The sequence below is a fragment of the Cohnella sp. LGH genome (assembly GCF_017671885.1).
Classification (GTDB): Bacteria; Bacillota; Bacilli; order Paenibacillales; family Paenibacillaceae; genus Cohnella; species Cohnella phaseoli.
In genome coordinates, this window is record NZ_CP072117.1 from 6,019,953 (window position 1) to 6,044,228 (window position 24,276).

At 52.2% G+C, this 24,276-nt stretch carries 17 protein-coding genes; 1 reads left to right on the forward strand and 16 read right to left on the reverse strand.

Going from position 1 to position 24,276, the window contains the following annotated elements:
• Nucleotides 1-39: 39 nt before the first annotated feature.
• From J4772_RS25215 to J4772_RS25225, 3 genes are all read right to left on the reverse strand, one after another.
• On the reverse strand, nt 40-675 hold the full coding sequence (locus tag J4772_RS25215; RefSeq protein WP_087569015.1) for a bifunctional 4-hydroxy-2-oxoglutarate aldolase/2-dehydro-3-deoxy-phosphogluconate aldolase: 636 nt from the start codon (nt 673-675) through the stop codon (nt 40-42).
• Nucleotides 669-1,658 (reverse strand): 2-dehydro-3-deoxygalactonokinase, encoded by a 990-nt coding sequence (locus J4772_RS25220; protein ID WP_087569016.1) that lies wholly within the window; start codon nt 1,656-1,658, stop codon nt 669-671. Before J4772_RS25220 ends, J4772_RS25215 begins: the two co-directional genes overlap by 7 nt.
• Before the next feature lie 73 nt (nt 1,659-1,731).
• On the reverse strand, nt 1,732-3,153 hold the full coding sequence (locus J4772_RS25225) for an NAD-dependent succinate-semialdehyde dehydrogenase (protein WP_087569017.1): 1,422 nt from the start codon (nt 3,151-3,153) through the stop codon (nt 1,732-1,734).
• A 374-nt stretch (nt 3,154-3,527) separates the two neighbouring features.
• On the opposite strand from J4772_RS25225, the gene J4772_RS25230 reads away from it, so the two are divergent.
• Entirely contained in the window at nt 3,528-5,441 is a 1,914-nt protein-coding gene (locus J4772_RS25230) for a glycoside hydrolase family 127 protein (RefSeq protein WP_209071898.1), read from the forward strand.
• A gap of 207 nt (nt 5,442-5,648) precedes the next feature.
• Here the strand turns inward: J4772_RS25230 and J4772_RS25235 are convergent, their stop codons facing one another.
• The 13 genes from J4772_RS25235 to J4772_RS25295 form a co-directional block, all read right to left on the reverse strand.
• Nucleotides 5,649-6,836, reverse strand: coding sequence for a mandelate racemase/muconate lactonizing enzyme family protein (locus J4772_RS25235; RefSeq protein WP_087569019.1), 1,188 nt, complete (start codon nt 6,834-6,836; stop codon nt 5,649-5,651).
• A 137-nt stretch (nt 6,837-6,973) separates the two neighbouring features.
• Nucleotides 6,974-7,750: an SDR family NAD(P)-dependent oxidoreductase gene (locus tag J4772_RS25240; RefSeq protein WP_209071899.1), complete on the reverse strand. Its 777-nt coding sequence runs from the start codon at nt 7,748-7,750 to the stop codon at nt 6,974-6,976.
• 32 nt (nt 7,751-7,782) lie between these two features.
• Complete coding sequence (locus J4772_RS25245) at nt 7,783-9,096, reverse strand: carbohydrate ABC transporter permease (protein ID WP_087569021.1); 1,314 nt, start codon at nt 9,094-9,096, stop codon at nt 7,783-7,785.
• 6 nt (nt 9,097-9,102) lie between these two features.
• Nucleotides 9,103-9,972: a carbohydrate ABC transporter permease gene (locus tag J4772_RS25250; RefSeq protein WP_087569022.1), complete on the reverse strand. Its 870-nt coding sequence runs from the start codon at nt 9,970-9,972 to the stop codon at nt 9,103-9,105.
• 63 nt (nt 9,973-10,035) lie between these two features.
• Nucleotides 10,036-11,427, reverse strand: a complete 1,392-nt coding sequence (locus tag J4772_RS25255; protein WP_247740850.1) for an extracellular solute-binding protein — start codon at nt 11,425-11,427, stop codon at nt 10,036-10,038.
• Between the two features lie 177 nt (nt 11,428-11,604).
• The gene (locus J4772_RS25260) at nt 11,605-12,966 is read right to left on the reverse strand and encodes an extracellular solute-binding protein (protein WP_087569024.1); all 1,362 of its coding nucleotides are present in this window, start codon (nt 12,964-12,966) and stop codon (nt 11,605-11,607) included.
• Nucleotides 12,967-12,982: 16 nt separating this feature from the next.
• Complete coding sequence (locus J4772_RS25265) at nt 12,983-14,605, reverse strand: response regulator (protein WP_209071901.1); 1,623 nt, start codon at nt 14,603-14,605, stop codon at nt 12,983-12,985.
• A gap of 5 nt (nt 14,606-14,610) precedes the next feature.
• Nucleotides 14,611-15,279 (reverse strand): sensor histidine kinase, encoded by a 669-nt coding sequence (locus tag J4772_RS25270; protein WP_371822917.1) that lies wholly within the window; start codon nt 15,277-15,279, stop codon nt 14,611-14,613.
• Entirely contained in the window at nt 15,201-16,427 is a 1,227-nt protein-coding gene (locus tag J4772_RS25275; RefSeq protein ID WP_209071903.1) for a cache domain-containing sensor histidine kinase, read from the reverse strand. Before J4772_RS25275 ends, J4772_RS25270 begins: the two co-directional genes overlap by 79 nt.
• Before the next feature lie 114 nt (nt 16,428-16,541).
• A complete protein-coding gene (locus J4772_RS25280) occupies nt 16,542-19,733 on the reverse strand; it encodes an S-layer homology domain-containing protein (RefSeq protein ID WP_209071904.1) in 3,192 nt (1,063 codons plus the stop codon).
• Between the two features lie 193 nt (nt 19,734-19,926).
• On the reverse strand, nt 19,927-21,393 hold the full coding sequence (locus tag J4772_RS25285; protein ID WP_087569028.1) for an aldehyde dehydrogenase family protein: 1,467 nt from the start codon (nt 21,391-21,393) through the stop codon (nt 19,927-19,929).
• A gap of 549 nt (nt 21,394-21,942) precedes the next feature.
• Nucleotides 21,943-23,829, reverse strand: a complete 1,887-nt coding sequence (locus J4772_RS25290; RefSeq protein WP_209071905.1) for a C40 family peptidase — start codon at nt 23,827-23,829, stop codon at nt 21,943-21,945.
• An 18-nt stretch (nt 23,830-23,847) separates the two neighbouring features.
• Nucleotides 23,848-24,255: a DUF6075 family protein gene (locus J4772_RS25295; protein WP_087569029.1), complete on the reverse strand. Its 408-nt coding sequence runs from the start codon at nt 24,253-24,255 to the stop codon at nt 23,848-23,850.
• Between the last annotated feature and the right edge of the window lie 21 nt (nt 24,256-24,276).

Consider the following 24,276-nt stretch of genomic DNA (forward strand, 5'->3'; position numbering starts at 1 on the left):
CATTCACCTCCTTGCGTATGAAGCTGCACCTTGAATGGCTTAGTCGCCGGAGAGGCTTTGAATCATCCTGGCTGTATTTCGCTCGATCGTCTCGAAATCGCCGGCAAGAATATCCTTCATCGTAACCAGACTGCTGCCTAGACCGACACCGACAGCGCCATTGCGGATATACTCCGCAGCATTCAGTGCGTTCACGCCGCCGACGGCAATAATCTTGGCCTGATTTAATGGAGCCAGAATTTCCTTCACGTATCCGGGTCCGAAGGAGGAGCACGGAAACAGCTTGACATATTTAGAGCCGGCTTCCATCGCACGGACAATTTCTGTCGGCGTCATGGCACCCGGAAGCGGAAGCACATCACGGGCAAGGGCCGTCTCAATGACCGCCTCACTGACGTGGGGGGAGATCAGGAACTCCGCTCCCGCCTCCATGGCCTCCTTCGCATCTTCGCGGTTCATGACCGTCCCCGCTCCAATCAGCATGCGGCCATGAAAGGCTTTCCGCATGGAAGCAATGCCGGACAGCGCGCCTTCCGAATTCAACGTAATTTCGGCAAGGCGCACTCCTCCGGCGTACAACGCGTCCATCACCTTGTTCAAGCGATCCGGGGGAACATTACGCAAAATGGCAATAACTTGATGTTGTTCGATTTTTTCCTGTACGGTACTCAGCATGACGGCATACCTCCAATGTAGTATTGATACAGCCTGGCAGCCCCATACATACTCAGCAAATCGGACTCCTGCTCGGAAACCACTTCAATCTGCAGGCCGGGATAAGCTTCAACGAGGATAGGGGCGACAAGCGACGGAAACAGCGGCTTTCCGTACAGCACAATCCGCTTCACGCCTTCCAGCATGTGCGGAGTCAGCATCGACAGATCCATAGCGATCACCACGCCCAGCAAAAAGCTCGTCACCGCCTGCTTGCTGTGGCCGGACAGCAGCCCTAAAGTCCGAACAGAGAACAGCGCATGGCCCGTGCCATACGTATTGGCTGCTTGGAGCCCCTTCTTCACCCAGGGAAGCTCAGGAACCACCTCGTCCAGTGAAAGAACGCTGTCCTTTAGGATCGTATGCTGGGACACCGCCATCAGCAGCTCACCTGACACCGAGGTCAAGCAGCCCTCAATGGACTGCTCCCGCAGCTTGATCCACTTGTGGTGAGAGCCATAGTGCATGACGAGCTGGCACGCGTTATCCTGGCCCGGTCGTTCTTGACGGCTCAGATACCCGTATATTTCCGTTTCTTCTCCCCGCATCATATCACTTTCTTCTTCCTGCTCCCGAATGAATTTAATCCCGGGTACGAACAGGATCGGATAGGGAATGACTTCTGATAACAACTGCCGTTCCATCCGTGCCGCCACAGACCTTTCATCCACCGGCCCAAGCACATGAGCCACTTCATACAGCCCAGCATTGGACGTAATCATACCGGATGCAATGACCGCTTCCACCTGTGACATGAGCTTCGGGTGGAGGGTGCATAGCTGCATATAGCTTTCCTTCAACGCGGCCTTTAACGGATCGCTGCTGCCAGAGATTGCAACATCCTTAGCTCCTACCGGTTTCTTGATGCTTACAACCAAAGTATGATGATCCAACAACCTCATGCGGCAGTTGGTCGTTCCGCAGTCAATGACTAACAACTTCACGATGCTTCCCCCTAAGTTAATAGCAGGGAGCGGGCAGATGTCGATCAGCCCGCCCCCCGCTTGATGGGATCTCTTATTTTCGAATAGAAATACGCTTGATGTAGTAGTACTCCTCCAGGCTATAGGTTGAGCAGTCCTTGCCTACGCCGCTTTCCTTCATCCCGCCATGCGGAAGGGTCACATTATAGTGCGGGCCGTTGACACATACAGTGCCTGCCTCAAGCGTCTCTGAAATATTCAGAACATGCTGAAGATTCGTGCCGAACACATACGAAGCCAGGCCGAATTCCGTGCTGTTCGCTTCCTTCACCACATCCTCCACCTCACGGAACGTCAGGAGCGACAACACCGGACCAAAAATTTCTTCCTTGAAGATGTCCATATCCGGACGTACACCGCTGATAACGGTTGGCTCCAGGTAGTAGCCCGCCCTCTTGTCTGCAGGTACGTTGCCGCCGATTTCAATCTCAGCCCCTGCCGATACAGCGGAAGCGATCAGCTTCTGCACCCGCAAACGGTGGCCGTCTGTAATCATCGGACCCATACCTGCCCCAGGCTCACGTCCCCAGCCCAGAACGATCTGCTTCGTTTTCTCCACAACCTTCTCTTTAAAAGCCTCCTGCACGGATTCGTGGACAAATACCCGATTCGGCGATACACAGATCTGGCCGGCATTGCCGAACTTCAGGGACACCAGTTGGCTGGCTGCCTGCTCCAGATCTGCATCAGCAAGCACGATGGCCGGCGCATTGCCACCCAACTCTAGCGAGTAGCGCTTGATCGACGTATTCGATTGCCCGATGATGGCCTTGCCGGCTGCAGTCGAGCCGATCAACGTAATCATTCGTGGAATGGTGCTTTGGTTCATGACGGCTGCCAGCTTCAGGGTATCCCCTGTAATTACATTAATGACGCCAGCTGGGAATCCGATTTCCTCGGCAATTGCGCCGATCATCAGCGTAGAGAGTGGCGTCAACGGCGATGGCTTCAGCACGCATGTACATCCCGAGGCTAATACCGGACCGAGCTTGTAGGCGAGGTTCAGCATCGGAAAGTTCCAGGCCAGATAACCGACCACTACGCCTACCGGCTGCCTTTTGATCAAATTCATATATGAATTGTCTTCGTCTTCGATAATTCGCCCATGCAGGCGCTTTGCTTCCTCATAATAGTAACGCAAGCAGCGAGGCAGCATTTCGAAATCCTCTTCCGCCTGGGCCAGCGGCTTGCCGGTCTCGCTCATCAGTACATCCAGGATCAGCTCCCGCTTCTCCTCAATTGCTTGTGCCAGACGCTCCATCCAATCTCCACGCTTCTGTAGCGGAGTGCGCGACCATTCCGGGAATGCCTTCTCGGCGCTCTTTAATGCGGCTTCGGCTTGAACCTCTGTTGCCATGCGCAGTTCTCCGGCCAGCTGCTCTGTCGCAGGATTGTGGACGAGCATCACATCACCCACACCCTCTACGGCAATACCACCAATATAATGACTGTACATTGGCCCCAACTCCATTTTTAAATTTTCATTCTATATTTAAATGATAGCGACAGCATTTTCAGCTGTCAATGCTTAACTTTAAATAAATTTAAATATTAAAAATTATTTTATATATAGTTGGTTAGTTGAATTCGTTTTCTACAAACAAGATTTAAAACTGCTCCCGCAGGCTGGATATTCTAGAGTTTATGGCAAAAGAAAACAAGCATTTTTCAGTCACTGAGTTAAATCAACACCCGTATCCCGCCACTGTCCCTTGTAACCTAAAAGGTAAAAATAGTACTACTTTTGTTCCTTCTACTGCATGGATGAGGGTGTGAAATATGACTACAATGGCTTTAAGAACATCACATTTTCATACAGGAGGACTACCCTTGAAACAAGACATTCGTAAAGTAAAACCTCTTCAAATGACAGCCGCCCGCTGGACGACTGGATTCTGGGCGGACCGCTTTGGACTTTGCCACAACGAGATGATTGATTCCATGGAGAAGGCACTGCAGGTAAAGGAGAACGGTGCATATATGCCGAACTTCGAGGTGGCTGCTGGTCTGAAAACCGACAGGCATTACGGCGAGGACTGGTCTGACGGCGACTGCTACAAGTTTCTGGAAGCGTGTGCGCACGTATATGGCCTGACCAAGGACACTGAGCTGAACCAAAAGATGGACAAGTATATAGGCTTTATCGCGAAGGCTCAGGAAGAAGACGGCTACATCAGCACGAACGTGCAGCTCAGCCACAAGCAGCGCTGGGGACAACGGATTTTCCATGAGGATTATAACTTCGGGCACCTCCTGACGGCGGCGTGCGTGCACCATACAGCGACCGGCAAGGACAATTTCCTCAACGTTGCTATCAAAGCGGCGGACTATCTGAACCATACCTTCAACCCTTGTCCGAAGCACCTGATCCACTATGGCTGGAACCCATCCAACATTATGGGCCTTGTGGAACTATACCGTATAACAGACAATGAGCAGCACCTGAAGCTGGCAGATATTTTTATGACCATGAGAGGAGCAGGCTACGGCGGCGAAGACCAGAACCAGGACCGCACACCGCTTCGTGAGGAGATCGAGGCCACAGGCCATGCGGTTACCGCTGTTTATCTGTATGCTGGTGCTGCGGATGTGTACGCCCACACCCAAGAGAAATCCATTATGAACGCGCTGGAGAAAATATGGGACAATATGTACCTTAAGAAGATGTACATCACCGGAGGAATCGGTTCCATTTACAACGGTCTCTCTCCGAACGGCGACAAAATCTGGGAAGCCTTTGGCACCGACTATCATCTACCGAATCGTTCCGCTTATACCGAAACATGCGCAAACATCGGGAATGCCATGTGGTCCATGCGGATGTTTGACCTGACCCAGAACCCTAAATATATGGATGTTTTTGAAAAAGTCGTCTACAACAATCTGTTGGGCTCCATGTCCCTTGACGGCCAGCATTTCTGCTACACCAACCCACTGGAAACCCGCGGCGGCAAGCTGTTCAACCATTCCTCGCTCCAGACCCAACATTTCCGGACGCAGCGCTGGTTCACGCATACCTGCTACTGCTGCCCGCCGCAGGTGCTGCGTACAGTGGCCAAGCTGAATCAGTGGGCTTACGGACAATCCATTGACGGATTGTACTTCCACCTCTACAGCGGCAATGAGCTGAAGACGGTGCTGGAATCCGGAGAAACGCTGGAGTTGGACGTTCAGACCCGCTTCCCGGCCGAGGAAACCGTCCGCATCACGGTCAAGAGCAGCCTGAAGCAAGAAACCTCCATCTTCCTGCGCATTCCGACTTGGGCGGAGGGAGCTTCCGTGAAGGTGAACGGGCAAGCGCTTGAAGGCGTTACGGCTAGTAACTATTTCGAGACCCGTCAGGCCTGGAAGGCGGGCGATGCTATTGAGCTCGTCTTGCCGATGCAGGTTCGCATGATCGCAGCCAATCCGATGGTGGAGGAAGCGCGCGGACAAGTTACGTTTACGTACGGTCCCTTCGTATACTGCCTGGAGAGCGTCGACCTTCCGGAAGACACTTGCATCGACCAGATCCGTATTCCGCATCAGATCAAGCTTACGGCACAGTACGACAGCGAGTTGCTGGGCGGTGTAACGAGACTGAAGGGAACTGCCGTAAAGCTTCCGCCTGCTGATCATAGCGATGCTCTATACAAGCCGTTCTCGCCTTTGCAGACGGAAGATATCGAGATTAATCTCGTTCCTTACTATGCCTGGAACAACCGCAGCCACAGCGACATGTCGGTCTGGCTGCCATTAATCTAGCATCAGCTTGTGAAAAGCCGGCCAGGCCCTCTGTTATTCGGGAGCGGCTGGCTTTTTATATATAAGCGAGGACTCTGATGAATATACTTATGCACACGCCAAAGAGGCAGCGTAACGGAGCATTCCCGGCCGCTGCCTTTTTACATCATTGCTTGCGAAGTATCGCCACGCCCTTGCTAGTCTCTGTCTACTGCTGTGCGGTTAGCATCACTTCATTTCCTCTTTAAACGGCAAAATCATGCCCTTTAAATCCTTCACCGCATATTTCTCAATAATCTCGCGATTGATCTCCACACCAATACCAGGTCCATCCGGAATCGACACCATACCGTCCTTCATCGTAATGGCATGACCGATCAGATCCGCACGGAATGGATGGGACGATTGATCGTATTCCAGCATAGGCTCCTCAGGGAACAGGCCCAGCGGGGTCGGCGCCAGGGACGCAATGAATTGGAGCGAGGCCGCCAGGCCAACTCCCGAACCCCAAACATGAGGAACCATCATCGTATTCCAGGCTTGTGCGAGCGTTGCAATCTTCTTGCATTCCGTGAAGCCTCCCGAGGAGCAGAGATCAGGCTGCACAATGTCAAGCGCGCCTTGCGCAATCCAGTGACGGTAGCCCATCTTGCCAAACAGATTCTCACCGGATGCAATTAATGTTCCTGTAGCATGACGAATCGCTTTGTAGCCGTCTATATCCTCCGGAGCCAGCAATTCTTCCATAAAATACAGCTTAGACGACTCCGACTCCAGCAGCAGCCTTCTTGCCAGTCCCGTGTTATAGGCGCCATTGGCATCCGCCATGAGCCGCATTTCCGGTCCCACCGCTTCCCGGACGGAGGTGATCAAGGCCAGATCCTCGTCTATGCCGAAGCCGATCTTAAGCTTCATGGCACGAAGACCATTCGCCTTATGCTGCAACGCCTCTGCTACGCCATCCGCGGGGTAGCTGCCCTTCGCCGTCCGGTAGAAGCCGGTCGCATACGGCATAACCTGCGTGCGGAACGTGCCGCCGAGCAGCTTGCTGACGGGAAGGCCGCAGCTTTTGCCCTTAATGTCCCACAATGCGATATCAATGCCGCTTATAGCATTCACCGCCGCGCCGCCTTGGCCGTAAGGACGCGACAGATTGTACATTTCCTCCCAGAGCACATCCGTGTCATGAGGATCTCTTCCTATTAGAAGTGGCGCAAACGCGTGTCTAATAAAGGCGGCGGCAATCTCCGGCGGCTGGAGCCCATGGCACAGGCACTCTCCCCACCCTGTAATGTCGGCATCCGTCTCGATCTCCACCAGCACCGACGAGCGCTGCTTCACCCAGCCTTGAGAGAAATAAAAAGGTTCCTCCAGCAGCGATTTCATGACATGCACTTGAACGTTTGTTATCCGCATCCCGCATTCCCCTTTGCGTTCGATTACTTCAATTATACCCCCTTCATTTTTTATGTCAAACACAATTTTATATATAAACTTAAGTAGGTAAAATAAGACACTCCAGCTTACAGCGCTGAAGCGTCTTGTTCACGCAGTCAATAATCATTATGCAGCCGGATCGAAACCCCGCCGTCAATCACAAGAGAGGAGCCCGTCATATAGGATGCCTTGTCGCTTGCAAGAAAGGCGACCAGCTCGCCAATCTCGTCAGGCTCCGCCATTCTTCCCAGCGGGATATTCCGGGTCAGCTCCGCTTCCCTCGTCTTGCGGTTATCAACGGGAATGGTGCTCAGGTATCGATCCATAGCTATGTTCCGCGTTAATCCTGGCAGAACGGCATTAATCCGGATGCCGAATGGCGCCAGCTCCAACGCAAGACTCCTCGACATGGCCGTTACTCCGCCCTTGATCGCCGCATAGGAGCTGAAGCCCGGAAGCGTAACATGCGCATGTACGGAGGCGATATTAATAATGGAACCTGACTGGTTCCGCTTCATATGAGGCAGCACCTGTTGAATTAGGAGGAACTGCCCCTTCAGGTCCGTCCGCAACACACGATCCAATTCCTCCGAATGAATCTGCTCCACCGGCCTGTAATAATGAGTTCCTACATTATTAACCAGAATGTGAACATCACCGAATTGGGAGACGGTCTGCTCCACAGCCGCCTGCAATTCCTCCTCCTTGGCTACATCCGTACGTATGAACAGCACTTCACCGCCGGTAGCAGTCAGCTCTGACATGGCCGCTTGGCCAGCATCCTCGTTCCAGTCCAGCATAGCGACGCGGCAGCCCTCTCGAAGCAGCACCTCGACGATGCCTCTGCCAATGCCTCCAGCGGCGCCCGTTACAATCGCAACCTTTCCTTTCATATCGCTAATCGGCCTCCTTGTCCTGAAGCTGCTTAACCCTTCACGCCAGAGAACGCAACGCCCTTCTCAATATACTTCTGCGCGAACAGAAAGATCAGCAGCAGTGGAATCATAGATACGAACGCGCTGGCCATCAGCATGTTTTGCAGCACGCTTGGCTGATTTTGCAGATCGTTGAGCGCAACGGTAAAGGTCCAATATTTCGGCGAGCTGTTGACGACAAGCGGCCACAGAAACTCATTCCATACCGGTATGAAGGTCATAACGCCGACCGTAGTGAAGATTGGAATGGACAGTGGCGTCACGATTTGCAGAAAGGTTCTGAGCTCTGATGCGCCATCCACTCTGGCCGCCTGCAGCAGCTCCTTGGACACCTGATCGAAGAAGCCTTTGAACAGGAAGATCACAATCCCCCACGCGGTGTGCGGCAGGATAACCGCAAGCAGAGAGTTGACGAGACCCAAGTCTTTCATTAGAAGGTACAGGGGCAGCAGCAAGGATATATCCGGAATCATAATAGTGGCCAAGAAGAACATCACCCATATAAACTTCCATCTCTTGCTCTCGATCAGATGAGCCAGCGCATAACCGGCAAGCCCGCCCAGCACCATCTGCACAAGCACGCTCGCCACTGTAATAATGGCGCTGTTCAGGAAGTATTGGGCGAAGCCCAGCGCCCCGGCCGTATCCTGCGCCACCTTGTTCAGCGCCGTATAGCTGCTGAATATCCGAATCCAATTGGATGTCTCGCTAATGGCAACTACTTGACCTTTAACCAGCTCATTGGATCCGTAGAAGGCCGAGAAGCGAGTGGACAGATCCGACTCCGCTATAGAAGGCGTTACCGCTATGCTCTTGCCGCCCTCCCCCTCCCAATTGAACTTGGACAGCTTGTTCTCCCGAATAATCGGCAGCTTCTTATCCATCATCTTGTCGTTGAAGATCGTGGTTGGCACAACCTTGGGCTGTCCTACGAAGAACATGGAGGAGACGGTCTCTGCCGTATAGAGCGTTCGCCCGTCCTTCACGCCAGTCACGGTCACATCGCCGATGCTTTCCCGAATATTTTTCATCCACGGGTACCACATGGCTCTCATGGCGTCCTTCTCGTAAAACTCCGGATCGCTTTCATTGATCCCCGTATAATCGATGGTCACTTCAATGGATTGGGGAATCGTCGGCAGCCACTTGGGCGGATAGGAGTTAATATCCTTCTCCGTCTTAAGCGAGGAGGCGAACATCCACAGAATGGGGATCAACGCAAAGATTACGAATGATATCGTCACCACATAGGCCGTAATCCTAAGCGATCTTCCGCCTTTTTCCCTGATGCGTGTACGTTCCATATATGATCAATCCTTTTCTGCGGAAATTTTATTCTGAATGAGGGTCAGCACCGCAATGACGATAAACATAAATACGGATACCGCACCGGATATGCCGAATCGGGATTGCTGGAAGGCCGAGTTGACCACGAGCATGGACACCACGGTTGTGCTTCCGGCCGGTCCGCCTTGCGTCATAATATAGATATGGTCATAAGCCAGCAATACGCCTGACATAAAGGCTACAAATTGAATAACTATAATAAATTTGATGTTGGGCAGAAGCATCGTCCACATTCTTCTCCATGGACCAGCTCCATCCATCTTCGCCGCCTCCAATATTTCCGTTGGAATGGACTTCAGCGCAGAATAATACAGGAGCAGCGATATGCCGTTGCCGGCGAATACAGCGGGCAACACAATCGCAAGCTTCGTCATCGTGGCGTCGTTGAGCCACAGGTATGGACCTAATCCTACAAAATCAAGCCAATAGTTGAGCAGACCAAAATCCGGGTTGTACATCCACTTCCACACGAGCACCCCGCCTACAAGCGGCATGATTGTCGGCATTTGATACATGAATCGAAAAAACGCATTACCCTTCTGAATGTCGTATAGGAACAAAGCCTGAACAATAGGAATCCAGAACGTCAGGCCCAAATAAAGCGCAAAAAATATAAATGTATTCGAAATCGCTTGCCAGAACGTGGTTGAGCTCAGAAATTCTGTATAGTTGGCGAAGCCGATGAATTTGCCAGGCGGATTAACGATGCTATAGTCAAAAAAACTAATATACGCCATATTCAACAACGGATAATATTTGAACAGCAAATAACATACGACGGAAGGCAACAGAAACAGAACAGGCACCCAGCGAATGTTTAATGTACGCAACATATGTCTCCCTCACCCCAGGAACGGCTATCGGGATTCCCCCTGCCGGGAGAATCCCAATGGCTATTATTTTTTAACTTCTTGATTATATTTGTCTACGACTTCACGCTGTGCCAGACCCTGCGCCTTCTGCATAACCGCCATAGGATCCGCTTTCTCATCCAGAAGCACCTCTTGAACAGCTTTGACCACATAAGGGCTCAGACGCGCTTTCAGGAAGTATTCCAGACGCCCTTCGCCGGCAGCCGCTTGCACGTTCTCAATCAGCTCTTGGGGCATACCTTCTACGAATTGGGATGCGTCAACATCAGATCTTACATTCAGCAGATTCGGGAAGATTCCGTTATCCATTTGATATTGCAGCAGGCCATCCTGTACTTCCTTTGACATCAGGTACGTTGCGTATGTGAACGCCGCTTGCTGCTTCTCTGGCGTTGCCTTCGGATTAAAGATCCACACCGCGCCGCCTACCTGTGCTGGGGATGTTCCGCCTGGGCCCGGAGGCAGTGCGGAGAAGCCAATATTTTCAATATCCATGCCCGAGGATACCATACCGCCGAACCAGTTGGATGCCGCAATCATCGAAGCTGCGCGTCCTTGATAGAAGTCATTGGTATTCTCATCCAGGCTTTGTACCACATTTTTTTGTGTCGCTTTATACTTGAATTTCAGATCTTGGTAGTATTGAAGCGCCTTTACGGCAGGCTCAGATGTGAAGGTCAGCTTAGCGCTTCCATCTTCCTGCTGCTCGGTCAGGTCGCCGCCGGCTTGCCATACATAATATTCGAAGAACCAGTCCGCCCAATCCATACCCAGCAGAGCGTAGCCATATTGATTTTTGGAGGCGTCCGTCAGCTTCTGCGCCGCTTCTCCAAAGGACTCCCAGTCCTTCAAGGCTTCTTTTTCATCCAGGCCCGCGTCAGCAAACATTTGTTTGTTGTAAGCCAGTCCCGTTACATACATGAAGTTCGGAATGCCGTAAATTTTGCCGTCTCTTGTAGCTGCCTGTGTAGCGGATGGCAGGAACATATCCTTCTGCGCGTAGTTGTTCCACAGCTCCGTAATATCAGCCGCAATGCCTTGGTCGATGTAGGATTCCATATCCGGGAACGCATTTGCGTACAGATCCGGCTGCTCGCCGCCTACAACGGCTGTCATGAACTGCTCTCTTTCTTTGGTCAGCGTCTGCATGACGTGTTCAACCTTGATATTGGGATACTTCTCGGCGAAATCCTTGAACACCTGCTCCCAATATGGCTTAGCCGGGTCGCCGTCCTGCGGCATGTCCCATGATACAATCTCAACCACTTCATCCGTAGCAGGCGGTGCTGACGCGGCATCATCTCCGTTGCCGCTTCCATTATTGCCGCCGCCGTTGTTGCCGGAGCATGCTGCCATGAACAGCGATACAACAAGAGTCAGGGCCAGAACAGCCATTAGCTTTGCTTTCTTTTTCACTGATAGTTCCCCCATTCGAGTGATGTGCTTAAACTTTGCTTTGCTTTGCTTTACACTTCTTATTGTAGAAGGAATGGGGGCGTGAGCTGTAAGAATATATTAAGCGGTTCATACGAAAATCTTAACCATACATACAGAAACGAGCGGAAGCCTTGGAAGGCTGTCCGCTCGCCTGGATTAGTCGAACTCCATATTATAAGCGTCAATGACCTCGCGCTGAGCTTTCTCCTGCGCTCGGGTGAGGGCATCATATGGCTTTGTGTTTTCATTCAGCAGAACCTCCTGAACCGCAGCAGAGACATAAGGGCTTAGACGGGACTTCAGGAAATATTCAAGCCGACTCCCCTCGGCTGCCCGCTGAATACTGCGGACAAGCTCCTCCGGCATCCCTTCGGCGTAAGAGATAGGATCAACATCCTCCCGCACTGACAATAGATTGGGCAGCATACCGTGCTCCTTCTGGAATCGAAGCATCTCCTCCAACGCGTATTTGGATGTCATGAAGGTCGCGTAGGTGAAGGCTGCCCGCTGCTTCTCTTCCGTTGCGTTCGGGTTCAATATCCAGATGCCCCCGCCCACTTGTGCGAGTGACACGCCGGCGGGACCCTTCGGAAACGTCATCACACCGATATCATCCATGTCAACACCCGATTCCAGCATTTCCCCGAACCAGTTGGAGGCTGTAATCATCGTCGCGGCGCGCCCAGCGTAGAAGTCTTTTTTGTTGTCATCCAGACTTTGCAGCGTGTTGGGCTGCGTCACGCCATAGCGGAACTTCAAATCCTGATAATAGCTCAGCGCCTGAACCGCGGCATTGGAATTAAAGGTCAGCTGCACGGTTCCATCAGGATTCTTGCTGGTAAGATCACCTCCGGCTTGCCACACATAATATTCATAGAACCAATCCGCCCACTCGGTTCCCAGAATGGTATAGCCATATTGATTGCTGGAGCGGTCGGTCACTTGCTCCGCCGCCGCTGCGAAGGAGTCCCAATTCAAGAACGCTTCCTCCGGGTTGATGCCATTCTCCTCAAAAATCCGTTTGTTATACGCCAAGGCTGTCACATACATGAAGTTAGGAATACCATAGATTCGTCCATCCTTCTCCGCTGTCGTCATAGCAATGGAGGAATAGTCGGCGCTGTCCGGATATTGTGTCCACAGCTCTGTAATATCGGCAGGAATGCCCTGATCAATGTACGACTCCATATCGGGAAATGCGGCATTGTACAAATCCGGCTGCTCGCCCCCTGCGACAGCGGTCATAAACTGCTCGCGTTCCTTCTGGAAGGCCGCCTCCATATGAATCACCCGGATATGGGGATAGGCCTGCTCGAATTCCTGAAACATGCGCTCGTAATACGCCTTCTCTGCCGAGCCCGCGAATGGCTTGTCCCAGACAACAATTTCGATAACAGGGTCCGTCAAGCCATCTTCCAGCTTCAGATGGTTATCTCCGGAGCACGCGGTCAAAGACAATAGGAACCATAGGACAGCGCCCGCCGCTAATGTCGCTCTTGTCACAATACCTGCAACCATCCTTCTCCCCTCCTTTCTACGCATGCGGAGCGCTCTTATCCCTATATTGGCCTGGAGTAGCGCCAAAGCGCTTGCGGAATACGCTTCCGAAATAAGCCGCATCGTCGAAACCGACCCTCTCGCTGATATCGCGTATCTTCATATCGGTCTCCACCAGCAGCCGCGCCGCTTCCTTCATCCGAAGCCCATTCAAGAAATCAACAAAGGATTCCCCGTATTTCTCCTTAAAGCGCTTGGAGAAGTAATTGGGATGAATAAAGAACCGTTCCGCAATCATCGCCAGCTGGATAGGCTCTGCGTAATGGCGCTCCAAGTAGAGCCGAACCGCCTCCATAATTTCTTTTCCTTCAATATTATTGGATTTGGACAATAAGCCAATCATATTCGTAACGAGCCGCTTCATCTGCTCGACAATCTCATGCCATGCTGTCGCTTGCTGCAGCTCTCGCTGCAAATCTGTCAGCTCGCCGATCGCCCACTGCGAATCCGTGGCATGGGTGATCCAATATTTGTTGAGGAATAGATACAAATCCACGCAGAACCATTCCACCATCACATAGCTGGAGGCGGGCTCCTGCACAATGGCGCCAAGCCGCCGCTCGATCCACTTGTGAACCTTGTCCTTCTCCCACTTGCCCAGCCAATCCTCCAGAAGCTTGACATCCTCTTGGCCGATAAAGGACTTCCGTTGCGCCTCTTGGCCCCCATTCGCTGCGCCCTGGGCCTGATAGATCCGATTCCCTCCATGAAGGATCGCGTTCCTGGCGATCTGCTTCGCTTCCCGGTAGCTCTCCTGCACCTTCGCCATTTGTGGCTGATAAGGCCCTACGCCTATCGTGACTCCCAGCTTGAGATACTTCCGAATGCCGAACGAAATCGCTTCCAGCGTATAGGTCACTCCCGCGCTGTCCTGCCCCTTCTGAAGTCCAAGCACGTACACCAGCTCGAAGCGCCTCAGCGAATGATGCACAAGGATGCCCCTGATAGCATTGGACAGGAAGCGCTCCGTTACAATATTTTTGATTGCGAACCAGAGCAGCTCCTCCTCACCTGGACCAAAGGAGCCATGAGGCACCTTGAACGGCTCCAATTGGAGGACAACCGCCGTAAAGGCAGCTCCATGCTTCGCAAGCTCATTCAGCTCGCTGCTGGCCTCCGCGAAGTCCTCTTCCTGCAGGAATTGGGTAAGCGCCTGCTGACGGGAAGCCTCCTGGCTTGTTTCAGCCACGCACTTCAGCTCCTGAATCATCTGATCCGTCTGCTGCTCCGCCTCTCTGCGCTCCAACAGCTCCATCAGCGTAGCATACAGCTCATCGTCCTCCAGCGGCTTCACCAGATAATTGCTGACTCCGTATTTGATCGCTTGCCTGGCGTAATCAAATTGATCATAGCCGGTGACAATGATCAGCTTAACCCGGGCATCCAGCTCCAACGCATGTCGGATAAATTCCAGACCGTTCATGCCGGGCATATGAATATCCGTTACAATCAGCTCCGGCTTCGCTGTCTTCATCAGCTCCAGCCCCTTGAGCCCGTCCCCCGCTTCCGCTACGACCTCTACAGGCAGACCGGTTTGACGAATCTTATGGATGATGCCTTGTCGAATAATGGGCTCGTCATCCAACACCATAATTCTCATATCGTTTAAGCCTCCTGGTCGGGCAAATAGGTTTTGATCGTAATTGAAAAGGTTGTCCCATATTGCTCGTCGCTGCTGAACGTAATGCCGCATTCCGAACCATATAACATGCGGATACGGGATTGCACATTGTGAAGGCCAATAGAAGCCTGTTGATGTTCAAGCCCTGCAGGAGCATCCTCCAGTTGCAGCAGCGCCCTCAGCCACTGCTGCCGCTCCTCATCAATGACCAAACCATTATTCCATATTTTCACCTGAAGCTCGTCCTGACTCAGAGAAATCGCTTCAATTCGGACAATCCCGCCATCAATGCTATGGCTGATTCCATGATTGACGCTGTTCTCCACTAGCGGCTGGAACAGAAGCTTTGGGATCGGCACCTGCTCCAGACCCGGCTCCAAATAAATGGTGTAGTCCAGCCTGCTGTCGAACCGGATTTTCTGTATGGACAAATAGAGCCTGATTTGCTGAAATTCCGCATCCAGCTTGGACACATCATTGCCGCTTATATTATAACGGAACATCTTGGCCAGCGAGCGGCTGATCAGAGATACTCGATCGTCCCCGTGCAGCGAGGAGATACTATCGATAATGCCTAAGGTGTTGTACAGGAAATGGGGATTAATCTGCGATTGCAGCGATTTGATTTCCGCATTTTTTTCACTATTTCCGATTCATATACCTTGCTGATCAGACGGTTAATCTCCCTGGTCATACGATTGAAGGATTTGCTCAGATACCCGATCTCATCCTCGGTACGCACGGGAAGCACGACGGAATAATTACCCTTCTCAATCGCTTTCATGCCTTTGCTGAGCAGCTTAAGCGGCGTAATGGTGCGGGACGATATAAATCCCGCCAACAGCATGGAGAACAGCAGGGTGAACACGCCAATCCAGATCGTCCGCTTCGTGAAATTGTCGGCAGACTCCGTCAGCACCCGAGTAGGCACCTCCGTAACGACAAGCCAGCCCGTATGACCCAGACTGTCATAAGCGATCAATTGGTTTTCTCCTAAGCTGGAACGGTAATAGTGGCCTTTGCTCTGGCTGCCCACCATCAGCAGCTCCTCAGCGGTCAAGATGCGCTTGCCCCGCTCAGCGGCATGCCTGGAATACACGATGGTGCCAAGCTCCTTATCCACCAGATAGGTTCTGCCCTCTCGGCTCCCCTCGCTTTCCGCCAGCCACTGCTCCAGCGATTCCGATGACAGCGTAAAATGCATCACACCAATAATGGGACCGGGCGATGTCAAGGTAATTTGTCGAATCGCTTGGACATACGACAGCGTGTAACCGACCTGCTGTCCTGACGCGCTGGGATTGTACATGTCCGTAGGCAGCCACAAGCCTTTGCCATTGGCTCCAATCGCGACTTCCGTCAAGCGCTGCATTTCACTGGGGGCAATCAGGGTGGATACCAGACCGCCTACCCGCATAGCGAAGCCGTCAAGCTGCGAGATCACCACATTCGATACAATGGGATGATTGTATACAAAATTGGATATTTTGCCGCGGTAAGAGCTTTGTCCCTCCGGATCCGTGCCCATACCGCGCACAAACTGATGAAAGTCAAAGTCTCCAAAGTAGTTCCAGGCAAAGCTTTTGACGTTCGTCATATTTGCGTTCAGCGTGGAAGCGGATTGCTGCGTCAGGCGAAGATGACTATCTACTGCCTGTGCCCGCAAGTCATTAGCCGTTCGGAAATAGAAGTCGAACAGGAGCACGAATACAATTAAAGCGATAATAATCAAATAAGACAATAATATTTTGCGATACAGGGACTTGCCGATGTATCGGCTTATAGCATACAAGACTCGCAATGCTCCACCTCTCCTTCCCAGTATCACGTCCTCTTATTGTAAGGGATGAGATACAAAGTGGAAAAGAGCACCCGTTTCCAATTGGAAACAAAGTGCTCAAACCAGCGGGACAGCCTACTTCTGTGACAAACGAAGGTTATCGATCACGAACGAATCTCCGCTCTCCGGCGCATCCTCCCACAGATACAGCTGAATGGAGGCGATTCCCGAAGCGTCGAGCCCCGTCGCTTCCGCTCCCCAGAAGCCCTCTTGCTCCCCCCATACAGGGTCGGAGGCCTTGAACTGGGCTATCGAAATCGTGCGGGATTCCTTGGCCCCAATGGCAAAATAATACGTACGAAGCGCGCCCTTCTTATCCGTTACATTCGCGCGAAGCTGGATCGGCAGCGCATTGGGATTGGTCACATCGGCGACCACGAGCGGCTTGCTTCCCAGGTTCCATGGGGCTGCCGGCTTGATCTCCACTCCGGAGTAATCCGCGTCTAGCGTACCTACGCTAACCTTCATCGCCCGTTTGCCATCCGTTGCGCCAGTGGCTCCATACTGAACAACGGCTGTTTTGTAGGCTGTAACGATGGACAAATCCTCGTTCGACTCAAAGGACATCAGCCACTCCTTGCCTGGCTGGCCGCCTCCTGTACCTGTGCCCTTGCCAAGAAACCGGATGTCATATGCTCTCGCATGCACATCCTTTGCAGCGCTAACCATTTCCTCGTAAGGCACATCGGCTACATCCACAAAACCTAGGTTGTAATTTTCCCCGTCCCATGCGCGTCCAAGCAGCGGCTGATCCACATATTGGAACCAATGCGCACCGACAAAATAAGGATTGTTCAGTACAGTCTCCATATAATGAACATACTTCTCGCCGCGATTCTCTTGATCCACAGCCGACGTATCCGCGTTTGGTCCCGTTCCGAACATGCCTCTGTCATCCGAAGCGAAAGCAAATTCACCGATAATCGCCGGCATATCGAGCTCCTCAAGATGCATCCAGTTTTCGCCTTCCACATCCTCTTTATACACATTGAAGCTGATGACGTCCACATACTTCGCCGCTGCCTTCTGCACCTCTTCGCTTGTGCCCCACTCCGCAAATCTCGAGCCCAGATAAAGGGTATCGGGAAGCTTCGCGCTCACCGCTTTATCCACAATGCGGAAGTACTCATCCGCCAGAAGACTCAGCATGGTCGAATAGTCAGGCAGCATGCCCTCGGACAGCTCTGCCGGCTGATAAGGCTTGCCAAGAGCGTCAAAGGAGGCGAAGCTGGTGCCCCATTGGCTGTTCAGACTTTCAATTTTGTTTTGATAAACAGACTTCAGGTGGGCAATCATTGTGCGTTTGGCATAGCTGCTCTTGGCTGAGCTGTCCATGGCCATAATGTTGCTGATCAGCGCGTACTTGCTTCCCGTATTGGCGGGATTGCCCCAAGCGATCTCGTTGTCGATGTACACCCCAATCATATACTTGTCATCTTCAACGCCATACGCCAATATTTGTTCGTCCAGCATGTCGTCCACGCTTGTCTTGAACGCCGGATCGAATGGATCTGCTACCGGCGCCCAGCCGCCTCCGCTTGGAATGGTGGCATGCTGTCCCCAATGCGTCCAGCCATTGGCAACATAAGCGATACCATGCTCATCGCCCTTCCCGAAGAATAATGCCGGGTCCGACCAGTTACCGATCGAGCTGAAGCCCCAGCTCTTGAAGCGATCCACAGAGATGTCCTTCCATGCCTTCACGTAGTCCTGTCCGTATTTGCGCTCCAGATTGGCCTGGTAATGGTTGAACAGCCAGCCCTCTGTTTGCCCCAGTGGAGGAGCCCCTACTATGGATGTATAAGTGTAATGCTCGCCCAGCTCTCCATCCTTGGAGGGGAGCTCCGTGAACATATTTTCCCGGCCTGAGATCCAGGTATTCATATCATCCAGTCGAACGATATCAAGACCATTGGAGAAGAACAAGTAGCCCTCGGGATCCACCAGCGTCCACTTGCCTTCATGCTTCGCCACACGGAAGTGCCCGGTAGCTTCAAGCTTCGGTCCGTTCAGCCAACCGCCATATTTGCTTGTTTCCAACGGCTTGGCGCTGGCGAGCGCAGCAGCCTCTTCCTTCTTGTCAGCAAGGAAATCCCCATCGGTATGTACCTTGCCCTCCCAGTCCAAGCCCCTGTATTGGCCATAGCCATCCACCAGGTCGTCCATGTAGCTGAGATCCGTATTGGGATCGCCGATTACGGCAATGTTATCGAATAGGAGAGTGGATTCCTGCTTCGTATACATTTGCCACAGCTGGAATTCCACGATATGGCTGCTGTCCAGCCCCTTCTCTCCCCAGCCGTAGCCAAGCTGGCTGCCGGCAGGATTGGGCGGCAGAAACCGCATCCCGAGATCCAGCGCTTCCGAGCCCATGCTGAGAAAATATTTTTGTGTACTGTTTGCTTTCGCAACGGCAGCGCTTACAGTGGAATGCGCCACGCCGTCCGCGCTTTTGTCATCATCCATACGCAGATAGAAGGTAATGTCCTTGTCCGTCGGATTCGTGACCTCGAAGGACAATGCTTTGCCGCTGCCGAATTGCCAAGGCGTAGTCGCCGTGAATTTGACAGTCGGGAAGTCCGCAGCGGCGTACACGACCTTTAGCGCCTTGGAGTCCGTTGCCTCGTTGTGGACAACCTCAATCGTGGAATCTCCTGTCGTTACAAAGTCTGGAATTGCACCATTCTCGAAATCAAGAGAAGGGAATCCATATCGATGCGAGATGACACGGTCAAGCGCTGTCACCAGCTCTGCGAACGTAATTTTCGCTTGAGGGCGCAGCTTGCTCCCGTTGCCTACGAACACTCCAGCACCATATACGGTCTTAAGCGCCGCCTTCCCTTCAGCGCTCATACCGGCAATATCCCGGAAAATCCGGTCCAGCTCAACGCTTCCTGCAGCATCATCGCTTATGAATGCAGAAGCGACAATGACAGCTTCCTCTCGAGTAACTCCTTTATTGGCCTGATCAATAGACTTACCTTGGGACGCTTGAACAGCCCAAGCCGCTGCTCCCGCATTCGACTGTCTCGAAGCATCCATGGCTTCCCAGCCGATGGAGCTCCCAATCAGCTTCGCCGCATCCTCGCGAGAGAGCGCGCGATTCGGATTTTTTACCTCTTCTGATGCCGCCTCAACATATCCCGCCTGCACCCAAGCCTGTATTGTGCCATCCGCCCAGTGCTTGGAGGACATGCCATACGCCTGCGATGAGAACGCTCCCATCATGAGGAGGAAGACCAGAATCATCAAACTGTGTCGCTTCATTCCTTGTTAACCCCTTTCCGATTCATCTGCCCCTTCATTCTATCGAACTATGCTGGGCCAATCGCATAAATATCTTAAGCATTTGCATGGCAATCCTATAAAAATCGTAAGCGTTCTCCCAGCCTGTACAAGAAAGAGCAGCGAGGGCTTAACCTTTCAGCCCCGCTGCTCCTATATGGCTTCTTAACCTCTATTAGGCATAATTCAAGTAAACAGTACGCTTTTGGAGATAGCCCTCAATACCGTATTCGCCATCCTCGCCGCCGATGCCGCTCAGCTTATGGCCGCTGTGATGGCCCTGCATGCAGCCTGACATGCCTTGGTTCAGGAATACCGTTCCCACCTCCAGCACCTGGATTGCCTGCATCAGCTTGCGATAATCATTGGTGTACAGATAAGCCGATAAGCCAAGCTCGCTGGCATTAATGATGCTCACCGCTTCCTCGAAGCTTCCGATCCGAACAATCGGCAGGACCGGTCCAAAGATCTCTTCTCGTGCTGCAGCCATATCAGGCGTAACATTCGTGAGTACCGTCGGCTCGTACCAGTAGCCCTTCTGGAACCCGTCTCCTGTTGGACGTTTGCCGCCGGCAGCCAGAGTAGCGCCTTGTCGGACCGTCTCCTGCACGATAGCATCAATCTTCTCCAGATCCCGCCCGTTCGCCTTCGGCCCCATCGTCACCGACTCGTCGAAGGGATCGCCTAGCTTAATGGACTTCACTCGCTCCAGCAGCTTCTCCGTAAATGCATCGGCAATGCTCTCATGCACAAGCACCATCTCATTGCAGATGCACACCTGCCCGCAGTTCGCGAAGCGCGCGCCAACAGCCGCTTCTACCGCTTGATCCACATCAGCGTCCTCCAGCACAACAAACGGCGCTTTGCCGCCCAGCTCCAGAGATAACGCCGTAATGTTGTCCGACGCCGCCTTGTAGATCGCCTGTCCCGCTCTAACGCTGCCCGTAACAGTGACTAGCTTCGTAATGGGACTGCTGACCAGCGCCCCTCCGACCTCCACGCCTGTGCCCGTAACGAGATTGGCCACTCCAGGCGGGAAGCCAACCTCATCAATGAGACGGAACAGCTCGGCAGACGCAATCGGCGTGAGCTCATGCGGCTTAATGATCATCGTGTTCCCTGTCACCAGCGCCGGGCCCAGCTTGCGGCCAATGAGCGCGAGGGGATAGTTCCAGGCGCACAGCCCTACAGTGACGCCGTACGGCACCTTCTGAATCATAAGCATCTCGCCCTGACGGTTAGCCGGCAGCACATCGCCCTTCAAGCGGGTAGCCGATTCCGCCGCGTACATGAAATAAGCCATCGTATCGTCGACTTCGCCAAGCGCCTCGCGATAGGTCTTGCCTTGCTCAAGCACAAGCAGCCGGGCGAAATGCTCCCGCTCCTCTTGGATGCGGTCCACCAGCTTGACCAAATACCGAGCCCGCTCAACAGCAGGCAGCAGCTTCCACGAGCGCTGAGCTTTCTCCGAGGAGAGCAGCGCCTTCTGCACATCCTCCAGGTCCGCATCGCTGACATATCCAATCACTTCTTCATTGGCCGGGTTCAACACCTCAGTCAAGCGCCCGGAGGCCGAATCCATCCATAGTCCGTCTATATAAAGTCGATAATAGGTCGTATTCCCTTTTGTCCCCGTCATCATAACCTTCACCTCTTAATTGTAGGATTTCATCATTTTAAACTCTTCCCTCTTTTAAGCAGTACGAATATATTAATGAGGCTCTATAAATATATTAGCTTTTTTAAGCTTCATTATTCCGCTCAATACAGCCTGAATATACCCTTATTATGTGATCACGATCGATGTCTCGCGTTTGGTGGATGAGATACCTGAGAGGGTCGATAGCCAGGGAAACTCATCCGATAAATGAGGACTTGGCACCAGGTAAGTCGGGTCCTGCTCCAATTGATTCGGCCAAGCGATCGTAGAGATTTATCACTCTAGAATGCGCATAATGATTGTGCATGGTGCTTTTGTAGTTATTGTATAGTTTCTACCGATTGCCACTTGTGGCCTCACGTAATCCTGCATTTTCGGAGCATTATGGTACATGGGATTCTGGCATATTAAACGAGTCAAAAAACGGTTCGAAAAATTATGTTTTTTATGAAAACCGTACAGATCATCTGTAAAATGACCGAAGGGCTGCAGGGCTGTGATACGTTTACAGGCCACTTCACAAAACCTCGTTTAATAAATTCCGGTTTTCTCCCCCTGAAAATATGGCCTGCCATACATCACTTGAAGTTCGGCGTCGAATACTTTCCGATATACAACCTGCAAGCGACTGGAGGATGCGTCAATGACCATGCCGTTACCGGCATAAATGCCGACATGCGTTATATCCATAAATCGCCCATTTTGCTCGTAGCTCCAGAAAATTAGGTCGCCAGCCATTAGTTCATCAGCAGTTAGTGTCAGTCCGATTTCTACGATAAAACGCGCCTGCTCTGCCGCCGTTCTTGGCAAACCGACTTCCAATTGCTGATACACCCACTGAACGAGATAGCTGCAATCTGTAAAGTTGCCCTGTCCTGCCTTTAGCTGACTGTAAGGATCACCCAGCCGAGTCAACGCCATATCAACAGCCTGGCTTCCAAGCACCCCCGCTGGTAAGTCTGTTCGGACCGCCTCAAGCTCCCCGGATGACAAGCCTACATGCTCGTCCTTGCCAAGTAGCGCAAGCATCATGGGACGAAATTCGGCTGACAACAATTCGTTTATCATATCGGTCTGCTCAGAATTAAAATCATAGAAAGCCGCTTGCTGCTCTGCCGTTCGGGCTGTAATCGATAGACGCAAGACACGTTCATATTGTGTCACCTGTTGTTCCTCTGTACTTCCATCCTCCTGCTCAATGACTACCATTTCCGTAAGCTCCAGCGTCTCCACATGCGAATCGAGCTGATTCATATCCCAATAAACCGTTTGCAACAGTTCTACCCGCTTGCGATCCATCGTTGCCACGTCGATGCCCACCGTGGACATGGACGTTTTGACCGAAAAAACGGCCAATACCTCCGGCCAGTTGTCGATACGGCTGTTGTCCGCGCTGCCAACGTAATGCATTTCTACGCGATCTACATTTCCAGCCGCCTGACGTTCCTGCACCAATCGAGTCTTAAATTGTTCATCCAACTCCTCTACAATCAACGATAGCTTCTGTGTACCGGGTTCTGTATTTTCATCTGCCACGAATATGGCAAACGGGGAGGAGAGAAGCGCCGCGATGATCATAATGATGCATAGCAGGATAATAACGCTACTGCTGACTCCCATTAGAGCAGCCATTCCCTTCACCAATAGTGCTATGGCTCGAACGAGTATTTTCATCAAACGAAGATTCATGTGAGCGACTGCTCGTGCCGCATGAATCGAATGCCGAGCCTGGGTTACAGTCTGTAGCATTCGCTTCTGCTGAACATCATGCTTTGCTTCCTTACGAGCATGACCTGCCTCTGATGCGGAGAGATGAACAGACTTAATCGTGCGATCCACCATCTTAAGCGCTATCCTCTGGCGAATTGTTCCTTTCTGTTTCATCTTCTCCGCTAACGGAGAAGCCGCCGCAGCGGCCATCCGCCGCGGCGCATATCCTTTCACTTTTACGTTGTGGGCCGCTTTGATACTGGCTGTTTCATGTCCAACCCTCTTTTTCCCGGCTGGTTGCCTCTCAGGCAGGTGTTGACCCACCGCCTTTCCAGTTAAGCGCTGCGATTTCCGCCTTGCGTTTCGTGGTTTCATCCCGTTAATTGGCCACCGCATTAATCGGATAGGCATGCTCGCCCGCGAATCTCGGTCGGCTTCTGGATGAGAATGATATGCCTGATCGACAAGGTGCCATCGCTTTCGGATAATGGTTGCAGCTACCATTGATACACGTACGATGCTTCCTATTGCTCGCTGCATATTCGCATCATTGCGGTCCTGTATCTCCTCCGAAGTAGAACGAGGCCGCTCCTGCTCTCTGTAGCGGGCGGTGTTGTTCCTTCGAAGTACCCCTCTCTGGAGTACGCGAGCCTGCTTGTTAATCTGCTTGATCGACTTGACGATACGTTTGGTTTTTAGCTTTTTCACCGCTATTACCCTCCCTACCTACCGGCTGCGTTCTGCTTTGAACTTAACGGGAGGGATTTGAACCTTGCAGTATTCGGGATAGCGAAGACGGATTGCTTCAACAAAGTAAGGAGCAAAACCACAATCGAAAAGCTCGTGCGGAGTGGAATATCGTTCCGCTCCAGCCTGGCTCCAGCCATTCCAGAGATTAAATGCCAAGCGGCAAGTACGGACAGAACTGCCCGTTTGCCATGGGGCGGACAAGCCCTCCGGCTTAATCCCCCCGTTAGAAAAGTCGAATACGTCGTGAATGTTTCCGCGGGTATCCTTGGATATACCCAGCGTGTAAAACAATGCGCGATGATAGCCGTCTACGTTTCGACATTCATCCAGCATCCGATAGTAGAAGGCTTCGTGTTCGGAGTCTAGGAATAAAGTGGGCTTCATGTTTATTCACCTCTCAAAATA

Coding starts and splice junctions, on each gene's coding strand:
- J4772_RS25215 (WP_087569015.1), bottom strand. CDS start 675: ATGCTGAGTACCGTACAGGAAAAAATCGAACAACATCAAGTTATTGCC.
- J4772_RS25225 (WP_087569017.1), bottom strand. CDS start 3,153: ATGTACAGTCATTATATTGGTGGTATTGCCGTAGAGGGTGTGGGTGAT.
- J4772_RS25235 (WP_087569019.1), bottom strand. CDS start 6,836: ATGCGGATAACAAACGTTCAAGTGCATGTCATGAAATCGCTGCTGGAG.
- J4772_RS25240 (WP_209071899.1), bottom strand. CDS start 7,750: ATGAAAGGAAAGGTTGCGATTGTAACGGGCGCCGCTGGAGGCATTGGC.
- J4772_RS25245 (WP_087569021.1), bottom strand. CDS start 9,096: ATGGAACGTACACGCATCAGGGAAAAAGGCGGAAGATCGCTTAGGATT.
- J4772_RS25250 (WP_087569022.1), bottom strand. CDS start 9,972: ATGTTGCGTACATTAAACATTCGCTGGGTGCCTGTTCTGTTTCTGTTG.
- J4772_RS25260 (WP_087569024.1), bottom strand. CDS start 12,966: ATGGTTGCAGGTATTGTGACAAGAGCGACATTAGCGGCGGGCGCTGTC.
- J4772_RS25265 (WP_209071901.1), bottom strand. CDS start 14,605: ATGAGAATTATGGTGTTGGATGACGAGCCCATTATTCGACAAGGCATC.
- J4772_RS25280 (WP_209071904.1), bottom strand. CDS start 19,733: ATGAAGCGACACAGTTTGATGATTCTGGTCTTCCTCCTCATGATGGGA.
- J4772_RS25285 (WP_087569028.1), bottom strand. CDS start 21,393: ATGATGACGGGGACAAAAGGGAATACGACCTATTATCGACTTTATATA.
- J4772_RS25295 (WP_087569029.1), bottom strand. CDS start 24,255: ATGAAGCCCACTTTATTCCTAGACTCCGAACACGAAGCCTTCTACTAT.